This is a genomic window from Nocardioides nitrophenolicus (assembly GCF_016907515.1).
In the GTDB taxonomy this organism is placed as follows: domain Bacteria; phylum Actinomycetota; class Actinomycetes; order Propionibacteriales; family Nocardioidaceae; genus Nocardioides; species Nocardioides nitrophenolicus.
The window spans coordinates 145,978-165,624 of sequence record NZ_JAFBBY010000001.1 but is presented as its reverse complement, the minus strand read 5'-3'; the positions used below and the strand labels follow the sequence as shown (position 1 = coordinate 165,624).

Sequence of the window (19,647 nt, the reverse complement as noted above, 5' to 3'; positions counted from 1 at the left end):
GTCCCGACGCCGAACCCCGCCGTGGCGAGGGCGCGCGGCCCGCGCCCCTTGCCTCCGGGCCGCCGTAGGAGTTACGTGAGCCCATGGCGGACAAGCGCGCGGAGAGGCGGGGCGAGCACGACCTCGCGGTGACCGGGCCCGACCAGGTGCGCAACGTGGTCCTGGTCGGCCCCTCCCATGCGGGCAAGACCTCCCTGGTGGAGGCCCTCCTGCTGCGGGCCGGCGCGATCGGCCGCGCCGGGAGCACGCTCGACGGTACGACGGTGTGCGACACCGAGGAGGCCGAGCGTGCCCACGGCCGCTCCGTCTCGCTCGCGGTCGCGCCCCTGGTGCATCGCGGGGTGAAGGTGAACCTGGTCGACACCCCCGGGTACGCCGACTTCGTGGGCGACCTGCGCGCCGGCCTGCGCGCCGCCGACTGTGCGCTGTTCGTGGTGGCTGCCAACGAGGAGGTCGACGAGGCGACCCGGCAGCTGTGGCGCGAGTGCGACCAGGTCGTGATGCCGCGTGCGGTCGTGGTCACCAAGCTGGACCATCCGCGTGCCGACGTCGACGGCGTCGTGGCGCAGGCCCGGGCGGCGTTCGGGGAGCAGGTGCTGCCCGTCTACCTCGCCGGCCCCGACGGGCTGACCGGGCTGCTCACCGGCGCCACGGACGATCCGCGCCGCGGCGAGCTGATCGAGGCGATCATCGAGGAGTCCGAGGACGAGGATCTGATGGACCGGTACGTCGGCGGCGCGGAGATCGAGGTCGGCGTCCTGATCCGCGACCTGGAGACCGCCGTGGCCCGCGCCGGCCTGCATCCGGTGGTCCCGGTGTGCGGGGCGACGGGGGTCGGTCTCGGCGAGCTGCTCGACCTGTGCGTCGACGGCTTCCCCTCGCCGCTGGAGCACGCCTCGCCCGAGGTGTTCACCCCGGCCGGCGCCGCCGTGGGCCAGGTGTCGTGCGATCCCGCCGGGCCCCTGGTCGCCGAGGTGGTCAAGACCTCCGGCGACCCGTACGTCGGCCGGATCAGCCTGGTCCGGGTGTTCTCCGGCACCCTCCTGCCCGATGCGGCGGTGCACGTCTCCGGGCACTTCTCGGCCTTCTTCGCCGGCGACGCCGGCCACGAGGACCATGACGAGGACGAGCGGATCGGCCCCCTCGGCCACCCCTTCGGCGCGGCCCAGGTGCCGGCCGGGCAGGTGCTGGCCGGCGACCTCGGCACCGTCGCGCGTCTCTCCCGCGCCGAGACCGGCGACACCCTGTCCGCCGTCGACCGGCCACGGGTGCTCCGGCCGTGGTCGATGCCCGACCCGCTGCTCCCGGTCGCGATCGAGGCCGCCACCCGCTCCGACGAGGACAAGCTGTCCCAGGCCATGGCCCGGCTCACCGCCGAGGACCCGAGCCTGCGGGTCGAGCACAACGCGGAGACCGGCCAGCTGGTGCTGTGGGTGATGGGGGAGTCCCACGCGGACGTCGTCCTCGAGCGGCTGGCACAGCGGCACGGCGTGGCCGTCGAGCAGCGGGAGCTGCTGGTGCCGCTCCGCGAGTGCCTCACCGGGACCGCCAAGGGCCACGGCCGCAACGTCAAGCAGTCCGGCGGGCACGGACAGTACGCGATCTGCGAGCTCGAGGTCGAGCCGCTCCCGCAGGGCAGCGGTGTCGAGTTCGTCGACAAGGTGGTCGGCGGCGCCGTACCGCGCGGCTACATCCCCAGCGTCGAGAAGGGGGTGCGCGCCCAGCTGGAGCGCGGCCTGCGCCACGGCTACCCGGTCGTCGACCTGCGAGTCACGCTCACCGACGGGAAGGCCCACAGCGTCGACTCCTCCGACCTGGCCTTCCAGAGCGCCGGCGCCCTCGCGCTGCGCGACGCGGCCGAGGCTGCCGGCGTCGCGATGCTGGAGCCGTACGACGAGGTCGGCGTCCTGGTGCCCGACGACCTGGTCGGTCCGGTGATGAGCGACCTGAGCGCACGACGGGCCCGGCTGCTCGGCAACGAGAACGTCGCCGGCGGCCGGACCCTGGTCCGCGCGCACGTCCCGCAGCGCGAGCTGGTCCGCTACGCGGTGGACCTGCGAGCGGCCACCCGAGGTGCGGGCACCTTCACCCGCACCTTCGCGCACTACGAGCCGATGCCCGAGGAGCAGGCGCGGCAGGTGACGCCGCGCGAACGGTGACCGTCGGGCTCGAGGAGAGCCCGACGCAGGTCAGAGCGCTCTGGTGCGACCCAGCAGGTGGGGCGCGCCGGTCTTCGGGTTCACGAGGGTGAAGTCGTAGCCCGTCGAGGTCGCCTCGGCGCCGAACTGGGCCTTGCCGGGGAGGAAGATCGGCTTCTTGAACGCGACCTCGACCCGGACCGCGTCGGGCAGCCGGTTCTCCAGCGCCGCGATGCAGCGGGCCTTGCTCCACATGCCGTGGGCGATGTGGCGCGGGAAGCCGAGCGCCTTCGCGGTCAGCGGGTAGAGGTGGATCGGGTTGCGGTCGCCCGACACGGCGCCGTACCGGCGGCCGATGTTCTCGGGGATGCTCCACACCGGGCCCTTGGCGGTGATCGCGTCGAGCGACATCCCGGGGTCGCCAGCCTCCTTGTCGCCCTTCCCGACCCGGAGGTACGTCGACACCGACTCCCAGACGACCTCCTCGCCGACGGTCCCGGTGACGTTCATGTCCCAGGCCCGGCCCTTCGTGCTGGCGCGCAGGTTGTCGGCCGTCAGCGACAGCGACACGGTCTCGCCGATCGCGACCGGTCGGTGCTGGACGATGGTGTTCTCCAGGTGCACCGAGCCGATGGCCGGGAACGGGAAGCGCGCGTCGGTCATCAGCTGCAGGTGCAGCGGGAAGGCCAGCATGTGGAGATAGGGGACCGGCGCGACGTCGCGGTTCGGGAAGCCGCACACCGCGGCGTACCGCTCCACGGCCGAGCGCTCCACGAGGACGTCCTCGCGCGACAGGGTGAGGTCGGGCAGCGCGCCGCCGGTCTTCTTGATGCCGGGCAGCTGGTTCACGCCGGGGACCGCGGGCAGCGCGGCCTTCAGCATCACGGGGAGCGCCATCGTCAGGCTCCCAGCATCATCTGGCCGCAGACCCGCACGACGTTGCCGTTGACGGCGGTCGAGGCGGGGGAGGCGTACCAGGCGATGGTCTCGGCGACGTCGACCGGCAGTCCGCCCTGCGCCATCGCGTTGAGGCGCTGGCCGACCTCGCGGGTCGCGAACGGGACCGCGGCGGTCATCTGGGTGATGATGAAGCCCGGCGCGACGGCGTTGATCGTGATCCCGTCGTCGAGCTTCTCGGCGAGGGAGTCGACGAAGCCGATCACACCGGCCTTCGAGGCGGCGTACGACGTCTGGCCGAGGTTGCCGGCGATGCCGGCGATCGACGCGACGCCGATGATCCGGCCGTTGGCGTTGACGACCTTCTGGTCGAGCAGCTCGGCGGTGATCCGCTCCGGCGCCTCCAGGTTGATCTGCAGCACCTTGCCGAAGCGCTCCGGCGTCTGGTTCGCCAGCTTCTTGTCCAGGGTCACGCCCGCGTTGTGGACGACGATGTCGACCCCGCCGTGCTTCTCCTCGAGGTGGTGCGCGATCCGCTGCGGCGCGTCGGCCGCGGTGATGTCGAGGGTCAGCCAGTCGCCGTCGAGCTCGTTCATCACCTTGACCAGCTCGTCGGCGGCCTGCGGGACGTCGAGGCCGACGATCTTCGCGCCGTCGCGGTGCAGCACCCGGGCGATCTCCTCGCCGATGCCGCGGCTGGCGCCGGTCACGAAGGCGACCTTGCCGGCGAGCGGCCGGGTCCAGTCGGCGAGCGCCGAGCCGTGGGTCTCGTCGTGGGCGCCGATCCGGACCACCTGGCCCGAGACGTACGCCGACTTCGGGCTGAGCAGGAAGCCCAGGGTGGAGAGCACGGAGTCCTCGTAGCCGTCGGCGACGTAGACCAGCTGGACGGTGCCGCCCTTGCCGATCTCCTTGCCGAGGCTGCGGGTGAAGCCCTCGAGGGCGCGCTGCGCGATCTGCTCGCTGTCCTCGACCAGGGCGGGCGGCGTACCGATCACGACGACGCGGGCGCAGCTCTTCAGGCTGCGCAGGACCGGGGTGAAGAAGGCCTGCAGGTCGACGAGCTGCTCGACCGTGGTGATGCCGGTGGCGTCGAAGACCAGGCCCTTGTACTTCTCGCCCTCGGCCTGCGTGGTGACCGAGGCGATGCCGAGCACGTCGAGCAGGCCGGGCAGGGACTCGATCAGGCGGCCGCGGCCGCCGACGAGGACGGTGCCGTCGACCAGGGGGTCGCCGGCGCGGTAGCGGTCCAGCTTGGTGGGGTTCGGCAGTCCGAGGTTCTTGACGAGGAGCTTGCCGATCGGGGAGCTCACGAAGCCCTGGTACTTGTCAGTCATGACACCATGTAACTAGATGTGTAACTCTGAGTCCACATTTCGTGATCTCGCCCTCAATGGGTTCTCCCGAGGGCTCCGCTGCGTGAGGATTGAGCCATGACCGAGACTGTTCGCCGGGCCGCCGTACTGGGCGGTAACCGGATCCCGTTCGCCCGCTCCAACGGCGCCTACGCCACCGCCTCCAACCAGGAGATGCTGACCGCTGCCCTCGACGGCCTCGTGGCGCGCTTCGGGCTGGAGGGCGAGCGGCTGGGCGAGGTCGCCGGTGGCGCCGTGCTCAAGCACAGCCGTGACTTCAACCTGGTCCGCGAGTCGGTGCTGAGCACCCGCCTCGCCCCCGAGACCCCGGCCGTCGACCTGCAGCAGGCCTGCGGCACCGGCCTGCAGGCGATCAACTACATCGCCAACAAGATCAAGCTCGGCCAGATCGACTCCGGCATCGGCGGCGGCGTCGACACCACCTCCGACGCGCCGATCGCGATCTCCGAGAAGCTGCGCAAGAAGCTGATCCAGCTCAACAACGCGCGCTCGGCCAAGGACCGCCTCGCCGTGCTCGCCACCATCCGCCCCGGCGACATCGGCCTCGCGATCCCCTCCAACGGCGAGCCGCGCACCAAGCTCTCGATGGGCGAGCACCAGGCCCTCACCGCGCTGGAGTGGCAGATCGCCCGCGAGGCCCAGGACGAGCTGGCCGTCGCCTCCCACCACAACCTCGCCGCGGCCTACGACGAGGGCTGGCAGGACGACCTGATCACGCCCTTCCGCGGTCTCGAGCGCGACAACAACCTGCGCGCCGACTCCTCGCTCGAGAAGCTCGCCAAGCTCAAGCCGGTGTTCGGCAAGGGCGAGGCGGCCACCATGACCGCGGCCAACTCGACCCCGCTCACCGACGGCGCGTCCGCCGTCCTGCTCGGCTCCGACGAGTGGGCCGAGGCCCACGGCCTCGAGGTGCTCGCCTACTTCGTCGACTCCGAGGTCGCCGCCGTCGACTTCGTCAACGGCGCCGAGGGCCTGCTCATGGCGCCGGCGTACGCCGTCCCGCGGCTGCTGCAGCGCAACGGCCTGACCCTGCAGGACTTCGACTTCTACGAGATCCACGAGGCGTTCGCCTCGCAGGTGCTCTCCACCCTCGCGGCCTGGGAGAGCCCGGTGTTCTGCAAGGAGCGCCTCGGCCTCGACGCGCCGCTGGGCTCGATCGACCGCGCCAAGCTCAACGTCAAGGGCTCCTCGCTCGCCGCGGGGCACCCGTTCGCCGCGACCGGCGGCCGGATCGTGGCCAACACGGCCAAGCTGCTCAAGGCCAACGGCGGCGGCCGGGCGCTGATCTCGGTCTGCGCCGCGGGTGGCCAGGGCGTCGTCGCGATCATGGAGCGCTGACCCCCGCTCGCTGCTCGACGAGAGGGCGCGTCCGGCACCGGGACCGGTGGCCGGGCGCGCCCTTCGGCTATGCGGGCTCGATGTCGAGGACGTCGTACCAGCTCGAGGTCGGCGCCTCGCGGAGCACGCGGGCGACCTCCACCGGGCGCAGCCGGTCCTCCGGCGCGAGCCACGCGGTGAGCAGCGTGTCGCCGCGGCGGACCATCACGACCCGGTCGTCGTCGACCGTCTCCAGCCAGTAGCCGTCCTCGACCGTGCACGTCTCCCGCTGACACACCTCGTCCGGCAGCGGCGTGGCCCGGACCGAGAGGGTGGTGTACGGCGAGACCTTCCTGACGTAGTGCAGCCAGTAGTCGCCGGGATCGTCGTCCGGTGCGTCCTCGCCGTGGTCCCGGCGGTAGCCCGCCAGCTCGGGGGCGTACGGCGTCAGGCCGAGCGTCTCGAGCTCGGCGCCCCGGGCCTCCTCCGCCAGGGTCGCGCCGCGCTCGCCGGTCAGGAAGAAGCCGGCGACGGCCCCGCCCACGACCACGACCAGCACGATCGCGCCGAGGGCGGACGTGAGGTCCTCGATCCACAGCGAGCCGGTGCGGTGGGACAGGCTCACGGCGCCCAGGGTGAGCACGACGGCCGGCGGGCCCACCGCGAGCACGCCCCAGGTGTGGCCGGTGACGGCGCAGAGCGCTCCGGCCGTCAACAGCGCCACCAGGACGAACATCACCGCGGTGACCAGGCCGACGACCAGACCGGCGCGCCGCGCCCCGGCGACCAGGCCGGCGCCGACGAGCCCGGCGAGGGCCGCTCCGGCCGTCAGGGCGAGCACGAAGGTCGGCGTACGCGTGGTGCCGAGCGCGACGTGCAGCGGCGCCAGCAGGACCAGGCCGCCGCCGAGCGCCACGGCGCGCACCTGGCTCGCGGGCAGCGGGTGGGTTCGCATGGCCGCTCCCTGCCCGCCGCGGGTCTGGTGAAAACCGGGACTCAGCCCGCCGTGGGCGTCGAGACCAGGGCGAGCGCCGAGCGGACGAGGTAGGAGCGGACCTGGGCCGCCGAGATCTGCCCCACCGTCGGGATCCCCGGCGCCGCCTCGCTGACCAGGATGCCGAGCCGGGCGAGCTGCAGCGCGCCCAGGCCGCTGGCGTAGAGCGCGTTGGCGAGCAGCACCGGGTCGTCGCTCAGCGTGAACGCGCCCTCGTCGACGCCGCGGCTGAGCGTGTCGGACAGCACGGTCAGGCAGGACGTGATCCCGCGGCCCAGCCGGAACAGCGGGCCCTCGGCGATCTCGTCGAGCAGCTCGTCGCCCGGACGCACCATCAGCGCCTGCGCGCAGTCGACGAACGCGGGGTGGGCGACGCCGTAGTCGACGAACGCCCCCACGATCCGCTCCAGCTGCTCCCCGGGTCGCTCACCGCTCGCCGCGGCCGCCGCCATCGCGTCGCGCAGCTCCTCGAGATAGCCGACCAGGGTGAGCGCGAACAGCTCCTCCTTGCCGGTGAAGTGCCGGTAGACGATCGCGCGGTTGATCCCGACCGCACTGGCGATCTCCTCGATCTGGACGTCCCGCACGCCCTTGGAGTCGAAGATGAGGCGGGTCGCCGCGATGATCTCCGCCTGCCGCGCCTTGCGACGGGCTGCCGCGGCCTTGCGACGGCCGTCGGTGGCTGGTGCGTTGGTCGCCATGGGGGAAGTGTACGAGACGTGCAACTCGGTGTTGCAACATCTCGCCGGGCGGGTGGCTACGAACCCGGGGGAGCCGCCAGTGCCCGCACGGTCTCGATCGTGTCCGCCTCGTCGGCGCCCTTGTCGTCGCGGTAGCGAACCACCCGCGCGAAGCGCAGCGCCAGGCCACCCGGATAGCGCGTCGAGCGCTGGAGCCCGTCGAACGCGATCTCGACGACCTGCTCCGGGCGGACCGTGACCACCCAGCCGTCGTCGGCGACCTCCAGCTCGCGGAACCGGGAGGTCTGCCAGGCGAGCATCTCGTCGGTCATCCCCTTGAACGTGATGTGGAAGCGTGACTGAAGGCGGTCACAGCGCCACTTCGTCAGGGTTGATCTCGTCGGCTCTCCAGACAGTGTCGGCGGCATCGAAGAACCACACGGGCTGGTCGATCGCTTCGGCCACCACAAGTGACAGCGCCGCGACGCGCGCACCATCCCGGCACTCGACCATCGTCGCGCTCATCGGGGTGAGGTCCAATGCTGGTTCGCCACTTGCTGGCAGAACAGGTACTTGCCAGTCGTCGTTGACTGCGTACAGCAGGGCTGGAGCTTGCGAGTCGGGATCTACCTGGACGTACTCGCCGTCGTCACTGATGGCGGCACCGCCCCGTGCCAAGGCTTTGCGGACCAGGTCGAAGAATTCGGGCGCTTCGCTGACCAGCAAGCCTCCACGCATGGCGTGAGCCTAGAGATACGACCGCACCGTGGCGATGGTGTCGGCCTCCCCAGCGGTCTTGTCGTCTCGATAGCGGACGACGCGCGCAAACCGCAACGCGACACCGCCTGCGTATCGGCTGGAGCGCTGGACCCCATCGAAAGCGATCTCGACGACCTGCTCCGGTCGAACACGGACAACCCGGCCGTCGTCGGAGACCTGGAGCTCCCGAAACCGCTCGGTCTGCCACGCCAACATCTCGTCGGACATCCCTTTGAAGGTCTTTCCGACCATCACCCAGCCCGGTTCGTAACCCGTTTCCTCCAACGTCTTGCCGAGCATCACGAACCCGGTCGGCGAGGAGGCGTCCCGCGCGCCGAGGTGGATGTTGGAGAGCAGGCCGCGGCGCCGGCCCGAGCCGTGCTCGACGGCGAGCACCACCAGGTCGAGGGTGTGGACCGGCTTGACCTTGACCCACGCGGAGCCGCGGCGGCCGGCGTCGTAGGGCGCGTCGACCGACTTCACGACGACGCCCTCGTGGCCGGAGGCGAGGACGGTGGCGGCGAACTCCGTGGCCGCGGCGACGTCGGAGCCGATCCAGCGCCGGACGCGATGGGCGGCGGGGACGAGGCGCTCGAGGACCTGCCAGCGCTCGTGGGCCGGCTGGTCGATGAGGTCGGTGCCGTCGAGGTGCAGCACGTCGAAGAAGTACGGCGACACCACCGACTCCGCGTCGCCGCCGGCCGAGCTGGAGGTGCGGGAGGCGGTCTCCTGGAACGGCCGGGGCCGGCCGTCGGCGGCCAGCCAGAGCGCCTCGCCGTCGAGGACGACGCGGTGCGCCGGGAGCGACCGCGCCACGGCGACCACCTCGGGGAGGCGGTGGGTGATGTCGTCGAGGCTGCGGGTGGCGACCACGACGTCGTCGCCGTCGCGGTGTACCTGGATCCGGATGCCGTCGAGCTTCGCGTCGACGCCGACCGTCGCGGAGCCGGCCTTCGCGACCGCGGCGGCGACGTCGGGCGCGGACGAGGCGAGCATGGGCAGCACCGGTCGGCCGACGGTGAGGCCGACCTCGGCGAGTGCGGCGGGTCCCTCGAACGCCGCGTCCACGACGTACGTCGCCCCGCCGGCCAGCATCGCGGCGCGGCGCACGGCGGTGAGGGGTACGCCGGCGGCGGAGGCGAGCGCCTCGGTCACGATCGCCTCCAGCGCGCCCTGGCGGACCTCGCCCACGGCGACGGCGCGCAGCCACTGCTGCTCCTCGGCCGTGGCGCGGCCGAACAGCTCGGCGACCGCGGCGGTGCGCAGGCCGGCCGAGCCGGGCCCGGCGAGCAGTGACATCGCCTCGAAGGCGGCGTCCACCTCGCCGACCTCAAGCGACGACTCGGAGGAGGGGGAGGGGAGCGCCTGGAGGCCGCGCCACCCGAGGCCGGTGCGCCGCTGCCGCAGCCGCCCGCCGAGGTAGTGGGCGACCAGCGCGCGTTCGCCGGGCTCGGCCCGCAGCAGCAGTGCGCCGATCAGCTGGGTCTTCTCCTTGCGCGAGCGGGTCGCGGCCACCTGGCGGGAGACGTCGACCAGTTCGCGGAGCAGCATGGTCAGCGGGTGGCGTCCAGCGAGGCGGCCGTGACGCCGCCGTCGATGACGTGCTCGTAGACCTCGTCGAGGTCGACCAGCTCGGCGTTGGTGCCGGACAGGTCGCCGAAGTAGCCCGCGACCTCCAGGGAGACGAAGCCGTGGAGGCAGGCGAACAGAGCCATCGCGTTCTGGAGCAGCCGCTCGTCGGGCAGGCCGGCGGAGCGGCCCATGATCGCCAGCGCCTCGATGGCGTCGAGAGCCGCGGCGTAGAACGCCTCGCGGTCGATCGGGGGACGGGTCAGGGCGGCGTAGCGCTGGGGGTGGGTGCGGGCGAAGGCGCGCAGCGCGTGGCTCAGCGCGCGCAGGCCGGCGACGCCGGCGTGTCCCATCGCGGCGCCGCGGACGTGGTCGCCGAGCAGCCGCATCGCGCGCACCTGGATGAGCGCGCGCAGGTCCTCCAGGTTCGCGACGTGGTTGTAGAGGGAGGAGACCCGGGCCTCGAGCTCGGCGGCCAGCGAGGTCATGGTGAGGGCGTCGTACCCGTCGCGGTCGACGAGCGCCTCCGCCGCCTGGAGCACCGCCTCCTGGTCGAGGCGGGCCCGGCGACCGCGGGTCGTGTCGATGCTCAACTGCCCTCCGGAGCCTGAGGAAAGGTCGGTGATGAACGAAAGGTATTCGTTGCTGCGTGACAGAGCCTAGTCTCTCCCGACCCGGAGCGCAGGGACCCGCCCGCGCCCTACAGTGCTCCCGTGACCTCCCCGGACCAGCCGGTCGCCCCGGACGCCGCGCGCGTGTGGCGCCCCGGCCACCCGGTCCCGGTCGGTGGGCTGCTGCGCCAGCAACGCCACGGCGGCGGTGACCCGACCCATCGGCTGGCGCTCGCGGGCCGCCACTGGCGCGCCTGCCGTACGCCGCAGGGCGCGGTCACGCTCGCGGTCACCGAGCAGGACGCCGACGGCGCGGTCACGGCCCAGGCGTGGGGTCCCGGTGCCGACTGGGCGCTCGCCCAGCTGCCCGACCTGCTCGGCGAGCGCGACGACTGGAGCGCCTTCGAGCCGCGGCACCCGGTCCTCGCGGAGGCCCGGCGCCGGCACCCGCACCTGCGCCAGGGCCGCACCGGCCTGGTCCTGGAGGCGCTGGTGCCCGCGATCATCGAGCAGAAGGTGACCGGCCAGGAGGCGTTCGCCGGCTTCCGCGCCCTCGTACGACGGCACGGGACTCCGGCGCCCGGGCCGGGTGCCACGCTCGGCCTGATGCTGCAGCCCGATGCCGCGACCCTGCGGCAGGTCCCGTCGTGGGAGTGGCTGCGCTTCCACATCGACCCGGCCCGAAGTCGCGCGGTGGTGACCGCCGCCCGCCATGCCGAGGCCCTGGAGCGGGCAGCGGGCCTGAGCGGCGAGGAGGCCGAGCGGCGGCTGCGGGCGCTGCCCGGCATCGGCGTATGGACCGCTGCGGAGGTCCGCCAACGGGCGCTCGGCGACCCGGACGCCGTCTCCTTCGGCGACTACCACGTCGCCAAGGACGTGGGCTGGGCCCTGGAGGGGCGGCTGTTCGACGACGCCGAGCTGGCGCGCTACCTGCGTCCCTGGGCGGGCCAGCGCGGCCGGGTCCCGATGCTGGTGGCGGCCGCGGGACTGCACCGGCCACGCCGTGGTGCGCGGATGTCGCCACGCGAACATCTCCCGACCCGTGACCAAATGACGTGATAACTGTTACACCGAGCAACAGGCAGTCATGGGGGGCTGTTTCACGACCGAGGTGATCGGCGAGACAGGCAGGGGTGGTTATGCACGAGAGGCGGTTGCCCGGATGAGCGCCGTGGTCGCCGGAGGACGGTCCGTCCTCGACAACCTGACCGGTCGGTTCAAGGCAGGGGTGATCACCACCGGTGAGCTGGTCAAGCTCGCCGTGGAGTCCATCCAGTGGGGCTTCTCCGACATCGTCGCCCGCCGGTTCTCGTGGTCGGAGTTCCTGCTGCAGTGCTGGTTCATGACCAGGGTCTCGCTGCTGCCGACGATCCTGGTCGCGATCCCGTTCGGCGTGATCACCTCGGTCCAGATCGGCGCGGCGGCCAACCAGATCGGCGCCCAGTCCTTCATCGGCGCGGTCAACGGCATCGGCGTACTCCGCCAGGGTGCGCCCCTGGTGACCTCCCTGATGATCGCCGGCGCGGTCGGGTCCGCGGTGTGCGCCGACCTCGGCGCCCGCACCGTCCGCGAGGAGATCGACGCCCTCAAGGTGATGGGCATCTCGCCCATCCAGCGGCTGGTGGCGCCCCGCATCCTCGCCGCCCTGCTGGTCTCGGTGCTGCTGACGATCATCGTCGCGATGACCGCGATGACGACCGCGTTCGTGATCGTGGTGGGCGGTGGCCAGATCTCGTCGGGCACCTACCTCGACTCGTTCGTCGGCCTCGCCCAACCCGGTGACCTGGTGCTCGCCGAGTTCAAGGGACTGCTCTTCGGGTTCGTCGCGATCATCGTGTGCGCCCACAAGGGGCTCAGCGCCCACGGCGGCCCCAAGGCCGTCGCCGACGCCGTCAACCAGGCCGTCGTGCTCAGCGTGATCATCCTCGCGGTGATCAACGTGGGCCTGACCCAGGCCTACGTGATGCTCTTCCCCGGAGGTGCCTGATGTCCGAGGTCCAGCTCGGCCGCAGCATCGGCGCCCGCTTCTCCGACGCGCTCGTCGGCCTCGTCGACTCCGTGATGAGCACGCTCGCGATGCTCGGCTCCTTCGTCAGCTTCTCCGGCAAGGTCTTCCGCGAGATCCCCGCGACGCTCGCCCTCTACCCCAAGGAGGTGCTGCGCCAGATCAAGGACATCGCGTGGGGCAGCGGCGCCCTCCTTGTCGGCGGCGGCACCGTCGGCGTGATGATCCTGCTCTCCGTCGCCGCCGGCACGTCCATCGGCATCGAGGGCTTCAACGGCCTCGAGATCGTCGGCCTCGCGCCGCTGACCGGCTTCATCTCCGCCAGCGTCAACACCCGCGAGCTGGCTCCGCTGATCGCCGCTCTCGCGCTCGGCGCCCAGGTCGGCTGCCGGTTCACCGCCCAGATCGGCTCGATGAAGATCCACGAGGAGATCGACGCCCTCGAGGTGATGGCGGTCAGCGCGGTGCGCTACGTCTGCACCACCCGGGTGATCGCCTGCATGGTCGCGATTCTGCCGCTCTACCTGATCGGCCTGATCGGCAGCTACGTCGCCTCCCAGGCCTCGGTCGTCGTCCTCTTCGGGCAGTCACCCGGTCAGTACGACCACTACTTCTCGACCTTCATCCAAGGCAGGGACATCGTCTTCTCGATCATCAAGATCCTGATCTTCTCCCTGACCGTGGCGCTCATCCACTGCTGGTACGGCATGCGCGTCGGCGGCGGTCCCCAGGCAGTCGGCGAGGCGACCGGCACCGGCATCCGGGCCAGCATCGTCTCGATCGTGCTGCTCGACATGGTCCTCACCCTGGTGTTCTGGGGTGGCGACCCGGGCTTCCGGATCTCCGGGTGAGGTGACGACATGGCTCGTGAGATCTCCCGCAACCAGCTGGCCCGCCGCGGCCTGATCGCGATCGTCGCGCTCGCCGTCATCGGCGCCTTCATCACCCTGCGCAGCAACGGCACCTTCGGCGCCAAGCCCCACATCAGCGCCGAGGTGGCCAACGCCGGCGGCGCGCTCCGCTCCGGCTCCGACGTCAAGATGAACGGCGTCATCGTCGGCAAGGTCACCGAGATCAGCCGCGCCGCGTCCGGCGGGGTCGCCGTCGACATGGAGATGTCGAAGCAGGACCTGGACGTCGTCCCCGGCAACGTCGTGGCGCGGATCCTGCCCGCCACGGTGTTCGGCACGACCTTCGTCGACCTCGTCGTCCACGGCAAGCCGGCCGGCGAGCTCAAGGCGGGCGCGAAGGTCCCCGCCGACGGCAGCCAGGAGACCCTGGAGCTGCAGCAGGCGCTCGACGACATCGACCGCCTGGTCAAGGCGCTCGGCCCGGCCGAGCTCGCCTCCGCGATCGGCTCCGCCGCCGAGGCGCTCGACGGCCGCGGTGGCCAGATCGGGCAGACCGTCCGCACGCTCAACGACTACCTCGACCGGATCAACCCGCGGATGCCGCAGGTCCGGGCGGACCTGCAGGCCCTGGCCTCGACCACCCAGCTGGTGAACGAGATCGCGCCCGACCTGCTCGACGCGACCGACGACGTCCTGGTCACCCTCCACACCATCGTCACCCAGGAGGCCGCGATCACCGCGCTGATCAGCGGTGGCACCAACCTGGCGAAGACCTCGGGTGCCTTCCTGAACGCGAACAAGAAGAGGCTGGTGGACTTCATCAACGGCTCGGCCGTCCTGCTCGACGCGGTCTACGACAACCGCAAGGCCGGGATCACCGACGCGCTCGCCGTCAACATCATGCTCGGCACCACCCTGCCGCAGGCCGTGCGGGGCGGCTTCGTCAAGACCGACGGCACGCTGCGGCTCTCGCCGCCGCCCTACTACGGCAGCGGCCAGCGCCCGACGTACCGCACGGGCAGCACGGACCCGGCCGGTGTCGGCCGGCTGTGGGGGGAGGGCCGATGACCGGGCTGCGCTCCATCGCGATCAAGTTCACGGCCTTCGCCGTGGTGAGCGGGCTGATGCTGCTCCTGCTGGTCAACACCATGCAGAACGGCGTGCCCGGTGGCACCCACGAGTTCACCGCCGAGTTCGCCGACGTGAGCGGCCTGCGGGTCGGCGACGACGTCAAGGCCGCGGGGGTCCGGGTCGGCCAGGTCAAGGGCATCGAGGCCACGGCCGACGGCGCCGAGATCAAGGTCGAGCTCGTCAAGGACCAGCCGCTGCTCGACACCACCAAGCTGGTCATGCGCTACCAGAACCTCCTCGGCCAGCGCTACATCTCCCTGGTCCAGGGCGCCCAGCGCGGGCCGAAGCTGAAGGACGGGGCCACGGTCCCGATGGCCCGCACCGACCCGGGCTTCGACCTGACCGGGCTGCTCAACGGCTTCCGGCCGCTGTTCAAGGTGCTCCAGCCCGGTGACGTCAACAAGCTCGCCACCTCGCTGGTCAAGGTGCTCCAGGGCGAGGGCGGCACGGTCGAGCAGCTGCTCGCCCAGACCGGTGAGCTCAGCAACTTCCTCGCCGACCGCGACCAGGTGATCGGCGAGGTGATGACCAACCTCAAGCCGGTCCTCGACAACATCGCCGGCAAGGGCGACGAGCTCTCCCAGACCGTCGTCGAGCTGCGCAAGCTGATGACCGGGCTGGCCGAGGACCGCAAGTCCATCGGGGCGTCGATCGACGGCGTCAGCCGCCTCGTCGGCGCGACCAGCTCGTTGCTCAAGGAGGTCAAGGTGCCCCTGACCAAGACGACCGACCGCCTGGTCACGGTCGCGGACATGTTCGAGCGGTCGCGCGGGAGCCTGGTGCAGGCGATCCCGGCGTTCACGACCGTCTTCGAGTCGCTCGGCCGCGCCACGTCGTACGAGAACGCGCTCAACGTCTACGTCTGCTCGCTCTCCGTGGCGCTGACGGCGAACGGCTCGGGCATCAACCCGGCCGGCAACAACGGGCCCTGGTCGGCGGCGTGCCGATGAAGCCGATGAACGAGCGCAACCCGCTGCGCGTCGGCATGGTGACCCTGGTGGTCATCGGCCTGGTGGCCGGCCTGGTCATCTTCCTCAGCGTCAGCACCTTCGGCACCAAGAAGTACACCGCGCTGCTCGAGCACACCGCCGGCCTGCGCAAGGGCGAGGACGTCCAGGTCCACGGCGTCATCTCCGGCAAGGTCACCGGCATCGAGATCCAGGACGACCACGTCCTGGTGACCTTCGCCCTCGACTCCGACATCGGGCTCGGCGACCGGTCCACCGCGACGGTCAAGGTGGCGACCCTGCTCGGCACCCACTACCTCGAGGTCGACCCCAACGGGACGGGCAGCCTGGCCGGCGGCCAGATCCCGCTCGACCGGACCTCGGTGCCCTACAACCTCCAGGACGTCATCGAGAAGGGCACCGACGCCCTCGACGAGCTCGACCCGGAGCTGCTCGCCAAGGCGCTGACCGCGATGGCCGGCACCCTGGGCGCGAGCCAGGACGAGATCGGCCCGGCGCTGGAGGGCGTCGCCCGCCTCTCCGAGGTGGTGTCCAAGCGGTCCGACCAGGTCGGCGACCTGCTCGCCTCGACCCGCAAGGTCACCGACCAGCTCTCGGCCAGCAGCCAGGACATCGTCGGGCTGATGAAGCAGACCAACCTGGTCGTCAGCGAGATCACCGCCCGCCGCGAGGCGATCCACCGGCTGCTCGTCGAGACGACCGACCTGTCCAAGGCGCTCACCGCGATCGTCAAGTCGACCAACGGCAAGCTGAAGCCGGCCCTCAAGGACGTCAAGGCCGTCCTCGACACGCTCAACAGCCAGGACAAGCAGCTCACCAACCTCCTGGAGAACATGGCGCCCGCGATCCGGTACGTCGCCAACGCGACCGGCAGCGGCCCCTACCTCCCGCTCTACGTCAAGCCGCCGGCGATCCCGGCCGACGACACCACCTGCAAGCTGGAAGGGACGTGCCAGTGATGACCGCGGCACTCGACACCAGGCGCGTCGTGCGCGCCGCGGGCGCGGCCCTCGCCGCTCTCGCGGTCCTGCTCACCACCGGCTGCGGCGTCGTCGGGGGATCGGACACGATCACCGTCAAGGCCTACTTCGCCGACTCCGCGGGCCTGTTCGTCGGCAACGACGTCGGGGTGCTCGGCGTCACCGTCGGCTCGGTCACCTCGATCGAGCCGAAGGGCGACAAGGTCCTGGTCACCATGGAGGTCGACTCCGACCAGCCCGTACCGGCCGACGCCGGTGCGGTCGTGGTCGCCCGCTCGGTCGCGACCGACCGCTACGTCGAGCTGACGCCCGTGTTCCACCAGGGCGACCAGAAGATCGCCGACAACGCGACCATCGCCCTCGACAAGACCCAGACCCCGGTCGACTTCGACCAGGTGCTGGAGTCGCTCAACGACTTCGCCACCGGCATCGGCGGCAACGCCGAGACGACCAAGGCCGTGCAGCGGTTCATCGACGCCGGCACCCAGGCCCTGCAGGGGCGCGGCCCGCTGCTGAACCAGACCATCCACTCGCTGGCCAACGGCATCGACGGCATCGCCACGCACCGCGAGGACATCGCGGCCACGCTGAAGTCGCTCGACGTACTGCTGACGACGATCTCGGCCAACGAGGACACCGCACGTACCTTCATCCAGCAGGTCTCGCAGGCCTCCCAGCTGCTCGCCGACGAGCGGGGCAACTTCCAGCAGGCGCTGCGCTCGCTCGACGAGGCGGTGACCACGGTCGCGAAGTTCGCGGTCGACAACCGCCAGTCGATCGTGGACAGCCTCGACGGCTCGACCACGCTGATGAAGACGCTGCTGACCAAGCAGGACCAGCTCGCCGAGATCCTGCGGGTGATGCCGCTGGCGCTGCAGAACCTGCAGCTGATCCAGGGCGACCGGCTCCCGGTCCGGATCGACCCGCTGATCCTCGACCCGCTCGGCGGCGTCCTGCAGACGCTGTGCAAGGGCCTGCTCGGCCCGCTGTGCAGCATCATCAACGGCACGCAGCCGGGAGCGTGAGGGAGCGATGACCGCGATGAGGACGACGGCGAGGACAGGCCGCACCCTGGCGCTGCGCGGCGCCCTGGTGGCGCTGCTGGCCCTGGCGCTCGGCGTGATGTCGGCGTGCAGCACCACCATGCGCGACCTGCCGATCCCCGGGACGGGGGTCTCGGGCGACACCATCGAGATCAAGGCCCAGTTCGACGACGCGCTCAACCTGGCCGTGGGCGCGCCGGTCAAGGTCAACGGCGTCGACATGGGCAAGGTCAAGTCGATCGAGGCGGCCGACTTCACCGCCAGCGCGACGCTCACGGTGAAGAAGGACGCCGAGGTGCGCGAGGGGGCCCAGGCCCGGCTGCGCTACACCACGCCGCTCGGCGAGCTCTTCGTCGACGTCACCAACCCGGCGAGCGGCACCGTGCTGGCCGACCAGGCCGTCCTGACCCGGGAGAGCACCACCACCGCGCCCTCGGTCGAGGACGCGCTGGCCCAGGCCTCGCTGCTCATCAACGGCGGTGGTCTCGACCAGCTGCAGACCGTCACCGAGGAGCTCAACACCGCCCTCAACGGCAACGAGGCCGACTATCGCGCACTCCTCGACAAGGCATCGGTGTTCCTCACCCAGGCCAACTCGACCACGCAGGCCATCGACAGCGTGCTGACCTCGATGAACTCGCTGTCGACCACGCTCAACGGGCGCAAGAAGACGATCAACCGGGCCCTGAAGGACATCCGTCCGGCGGCCGAGGTGCTCCGCGAGAAGACGCCGGCGTTCACCGAGCTGCTCGCCGAGGTCGAGAAGTTCAGCGGCGCGGCCAACGACACCGTCACCAAGACCCGGACCCAGCTGCTCACCATGCTCAGCGAGCTCGAGCCGGTGCTCGCCGAGTTCGCCGCCAACAACGGCACCTTCGAGAGGTCCCTGCAGGCCGTGATCAAGGCGTCCGGCTCGGCCGACGCGGTGATCGGGACCGACTACCTCAACATCGCGCTCGAGCTCCACGTCGACAACCTCAACGTCAACGGGCTGCTGAACGGCACCGTCAACGGCGTGGTCACCGGCCTGCTCGGGCTGATCGGGCTCGACGACCTGCTGCCGAACCTGCCGCTGCTCGGCGGCAACAAGACCGGCGGAGCCAAGTCCGGCGCCAAGGGCGGCGGTACGCCGGCCACCGGGTCACCCGGCGGCACCGGCGGCACCGGCGCCACCAGCACCGACCCGCTCGGACTCGGTGGTCTGCTCGGGAACCTGTTCGGGCGGGGGGCCTGAGATGCTGAAGCTGCTGGGCAACAAGCTCTACCTGAGCCTCGCCGGCATCATCGTCGTGCTCATCGTGACGACCGCCTACATCTTCGCGGCGGTGCTCGACCAGCCGCTGACCTCGCGGCCGGTCGAGGTGAAGGTCGAGCTGGCCCAGACAGGCGGGCTGTTCGAGGGCTCGGTGGTCACCTATCGCGGCATCAAGGTCGGCAAGGTCAGCAAGATCCTGCCGACCGCCCAGGGCGTCGAGGCGACCATCCGGATCACCTCGGGCACCGAGATCCCGAAGGACTCGCTCGCCCGGGTGCGCAGCCTCTCGCCCGTCGGCGAGCAGTACCTCGACTTCCAGCCGAAGCAGGTGAAGGGGCCCTATCTCGCCTCCGGCGACGTGGTCCCCGCCGAGTCGACCGACCTGCCCAAGAGCCTGAGCTCGACCGTCGTGGCCGTCAACAACGTGCTGCGCCAGATCGACGACAAGAAGCTGCGGATCGTGCTCGGCGAGCTGAGCACCGGCCTCAAGGGCACCGGCGACGACCTCGGCCAGATCCTCGACCAGGGCACCGCCATCCTGCAGACGCTCGACGAGGTGTGGCCCGAGACCGACCGGATCATCTCCAACTCCGGCAGCGTGCTGTCGATCGCGACCGACAACGCCGACTCGCTGCGCCGGCTCGCCACCTCGGCCAAGCAGTTCGCGCGCTTCCTGCGCAACTACGACCCCGAGCTGCGCGACCTGCTCAAGCGCGGTCCCGGCCAGGTCGACGAGCTGATCAAGCTGGTCGAGGACGCCAACCAGGTGCTGCCCGGGTTCTTGTCGACGGGCGTTAGCTTCACTGACGTGTTCCGTTCCTACGAGCCCCACCTGCGCGCGCTGCTGCAGAACTACTCGCCCGGCCTGCAGTCGCTGCTCTCCAAGGTCCGCGACGGCGAGCTGCGCATCGAGCTCATCCCCGACATGGACCCGCGCTGCGACTACGGCACCACCCGCCTCGACCCGAAGCGCACCGAGCGCCGGGCGCTGCAGAAGGACGGTCGCTGCGCGGCCTCCTTCGCGACGCTCCAGCGCGGTGCCGCCCACGCGCCGGGACCGGTGCGGTGAACCG

Annotated in this window: 19 protein-coding genes; 11 read left to right on the top strand and 8 right to left on the bottom strand. The window is 71.2% G+C overall.

Translation table 11 applies throughout. From position 1 onward, the window contains the following. The first annotated feature begins 83 nt into the window (after positions 1 to 83). Positions 84 to 2,159, top strand: coding sequence for an elongation factor G-like protein EF-G2 (locus tag JOD66_RS00815; RefSeq protein WP_204835068.1), 2,076 nt, complete (start codon positions 84 to 86; stop codon positions 2,157 to 2,159). Positions 2,160 to 2,189: 30 nt separating this feature from the next. Here the strand turns inward: JOD66_RS00815 and JOD66_RS00810 are convergent, their stop codons facing one another. After that, entirely contained in the window at positions 2,190 to 3,035 is an 846-nt protein-coding gene (locus JOD66_RS00810; RefSeq protein ID WP_204835067.1) for a MaoC family dehydratase, read from the bottom strand. Between the two features lie 2 nt (positions 3,036 to 3,037). Continuing rightward, a complete protein-coding gene (locus JOD66_RS00805) occupies positions 3,038 to 4,372 on the bottom strand; it encodes a 3-oxoacyl-ACP reductase (RefSeq protein ID WP_204835066.1) in 1,335 nt (444 codons plus the stop codon). Between the two features lie 96 nt (positions 4,373 to 4,468). On the opposite strand from JOD66_RS00805, the gene JOD66_RS00800 reads away from it, so the two are divergent. Further along, positions 4,469 to 5,749: an acetyl-CoA C-acetyltransferase gene (locus JOD66_RS00800; protein WP_204835065.1), complete on the top strand. Its 1,281-nt coding sequence runs from the start codon at positions 4,469 to 4,471 to the stop codon at positions 5,747 to 5,749. A gap of 67 nt (positions 5,750 to 5,816) precedes the next feature. Here the strand turns inward: JOD66_RS00800 and JOD66_RS00795 are convergent, their stop codons facing one another. Genes JOD66_RS00795 through JOD66_RS00770 form a run of 6 tightly spaced genes read right to left on the bottom strand, consistent with a single transcriptional unit; the run spans position 5,817 to position 10,323 of the window. Further along, complete coding sequence (locus JOD66_RS00795; RefSeq protein ID WP_204835064.1) at positions 5,817 to 6,683, bottom strand: hypothetical protein; 867 nt, start codon at positions 6,681 to 6,683, stop codon at positions 5,817 to 5,819. Between the two features lie 41 nt (positions 6,684 to 6,724). Beyond that, positions 6,725 to 7,423 carry a TetR/AcrR family transcriptional regulator gene (locus JOD66_RS00790; protein ID WP_204835063.1) on the bottom strand — a complete coding sequence of 233 codons (699 nt, stop codon included), beginning with the start codon at positions 7,421 to 7,423 and terminating at the stop codon, positions 6,725 to 6,727. A 56-nt stretch (positions 7,424 to 7,479) separates the two neighbouring features. Continuing rightward, complete coding sequence (locus tag JOD66_RS00785) at positions 7,480 to 7,734, bottom strand: ATP dependent DNA ligase (RefSeq protein WP_307823215.1); 255 nt, start codon at positions 7,732 to 7,734, stop codon at positions 7,480 to 7,482. A 37-nt stretch (positions 7,735 to 7,771) separates the two neighbouring features. Beyond that, positions 7,772 to 8,140: a hypothetical protein gene (locus tag JOD66_RS00780; RefSeq protein ID WP_204835062.1), complete on the bottom strand. Its 369-nt coding sequence runs from the start codon at positions 8,138 to 8,140 to the stop codon at positions 7,772 to 7,774. A 9-nt stretch (positions 8,141 to 8,149) separates the two neighbouring features. Further along, on the bottom strand, positions 8,150 to 9,712 hold the full coding sequence (locus JOD66_RS00775) for an ATP-dependent DNA ligase (RefSeq protein ID WP_204835061.1): 1,563 nt from the start codon (positions 9,710 to 9,712) through the stop codon (positions 8,150 to 8,152). A 2-nt stretch (positions 9,713 to 9,714) separates the two neighbouring features. Next, positions 9,715 to 10,323 carry a TetR/AcrR family transcriptional regulator gene (locus JOD66_RS00770; RefSeq protein ID WP_204835060.1) on the bottom strand — a complete coding sequence of 203 codons (609 nt, stop codon included), beginning with the start codon at positions 10,321 to 10,323 and terminating at the stop codon, positions 9,715 to 9,717. A 120-nt stretch (positions 10,324 to 10,443) separates the two neighbouring features. On the opposite strand from JOD66_RS00770, the gene JOD66_RS00765 reads away from it, so the two are divergent. From JOD66_RS00765 to JOD66_RS00725, 9 genes are all read left to right on the top strand, one after another. Further along, positions 10,444 to 11,400, top strand: coding sequence for a DNA-3-methyladenine glycosylase family protein (locus JOD66_RS00765; RefSeq protein ID WP_204835059.1), 957 nt, complete (start codon positions 10,444 to 10,446; stop codon positions 11,398 to 11,400). A gap of 103 nt (positions 11,401 to 11,503) precedes the next feature. Next, the gene (locus tag JOD66_RS00760; RefSeq protein ID WP_204835058.1) at positions 11,504 to 12,328 is read left to right on the top strand and encodes an MlaE family ABC transporter permease; all 825 of its coding nucleotides are present in this window, start codon (positions 11,504 to 11,506) and stop codon (positions 12,326 to 12,328) included. Beyond that, the gene (locus JOD66_RS00755) at positions 12,328 to 13,197 is read left to right on the top strand and encodes an MlaE family ABC transporter permease (RefSeq protein WP_204835057.1); all 870 of its coding nucleotides are present in this window, start codon (positions 12,328 to 12,330) and stop codon (positions 13,195 to 13,197) included. The genes JOD66_RS00760 and JOD66_RS00755 overlap by 1 nt, the downstream gene beginning before the upstream one ends. 9 nt (positions 13,198 to 13,206) lie before the next feature. Continuing rightward, a complete protein-coding gene (locus tag JOD66_RS00750; RefSeq protein ID WP_204835056.1) occupies positions 13,207 to 14,265 on the top strand; it encodes an MCE family protein in 1,059 nt (352 codons plus the stop codon). Beyond that, entirely contained in the window at positions 14,262 to 15,278 is a 1,017-nt protein-coding gene (locus tag JOD66_RS00745) for an MCE family protein (RefSeq protein ID WP_204835055.1), read from the top strand. The genes JOD66_RS00750 and JOD66_RS00745 overlap by 4 nt, the downstream gene beginning before the upstream one ends. Further along, a complete protein-coding gene (locus tag JOD66_RS00740; RefSeq protein WP_204835054.1) occupies positions 15,275 to 16,255 on the top strand; it encodes an MCE family protein in 981 nt (326 codons plus the stop codon). The genes JOD66_RS00745 and JOD66_RS00740 overlap by 4 nt, the downstream gene beginning before the upstream one ends. Then, entirely contained in the window at positions 16,255 to 17,301 is a 1,047-nt protein-coding gene (locus JOD66_RS00735) for an MCE family protein (protein ID WP_204835053.1), read from the top strand. Before JOD66_RS00740 ends, JOD66_RS00735 begins: the two co-directional genes overlap by 1 nt. Before the next feature lie 7 nt (positions 17,302 to 17,308). Continuing rightward, positions 17,309 to 18,553 carry an MCE family protein gene (locus JOD66_RS00730; protein ID WP_204835052.1) on the top strand — a complete coding sequence of 415 codons (1,245 nt, stop codon included), beginning with the start codon at positions 17,309 to 17,311 and terminating at the stop codon, positions 18,551 to 18,553. Between the two features lies 1 nt (position 18,554). Then, on the top strand, positions 18,555 to 19,643 hold the full coding sequence (locus JOD66_RS00725) for an MlaD family protein (protein WP_204835051.1): 1,089 nt from the start codon (positions 18,555 to 18,557) through the stop codon (positions 19,641 to 19,643). Positions 19,644 to 19,647 lie beyond the last annotated feature (4 nt).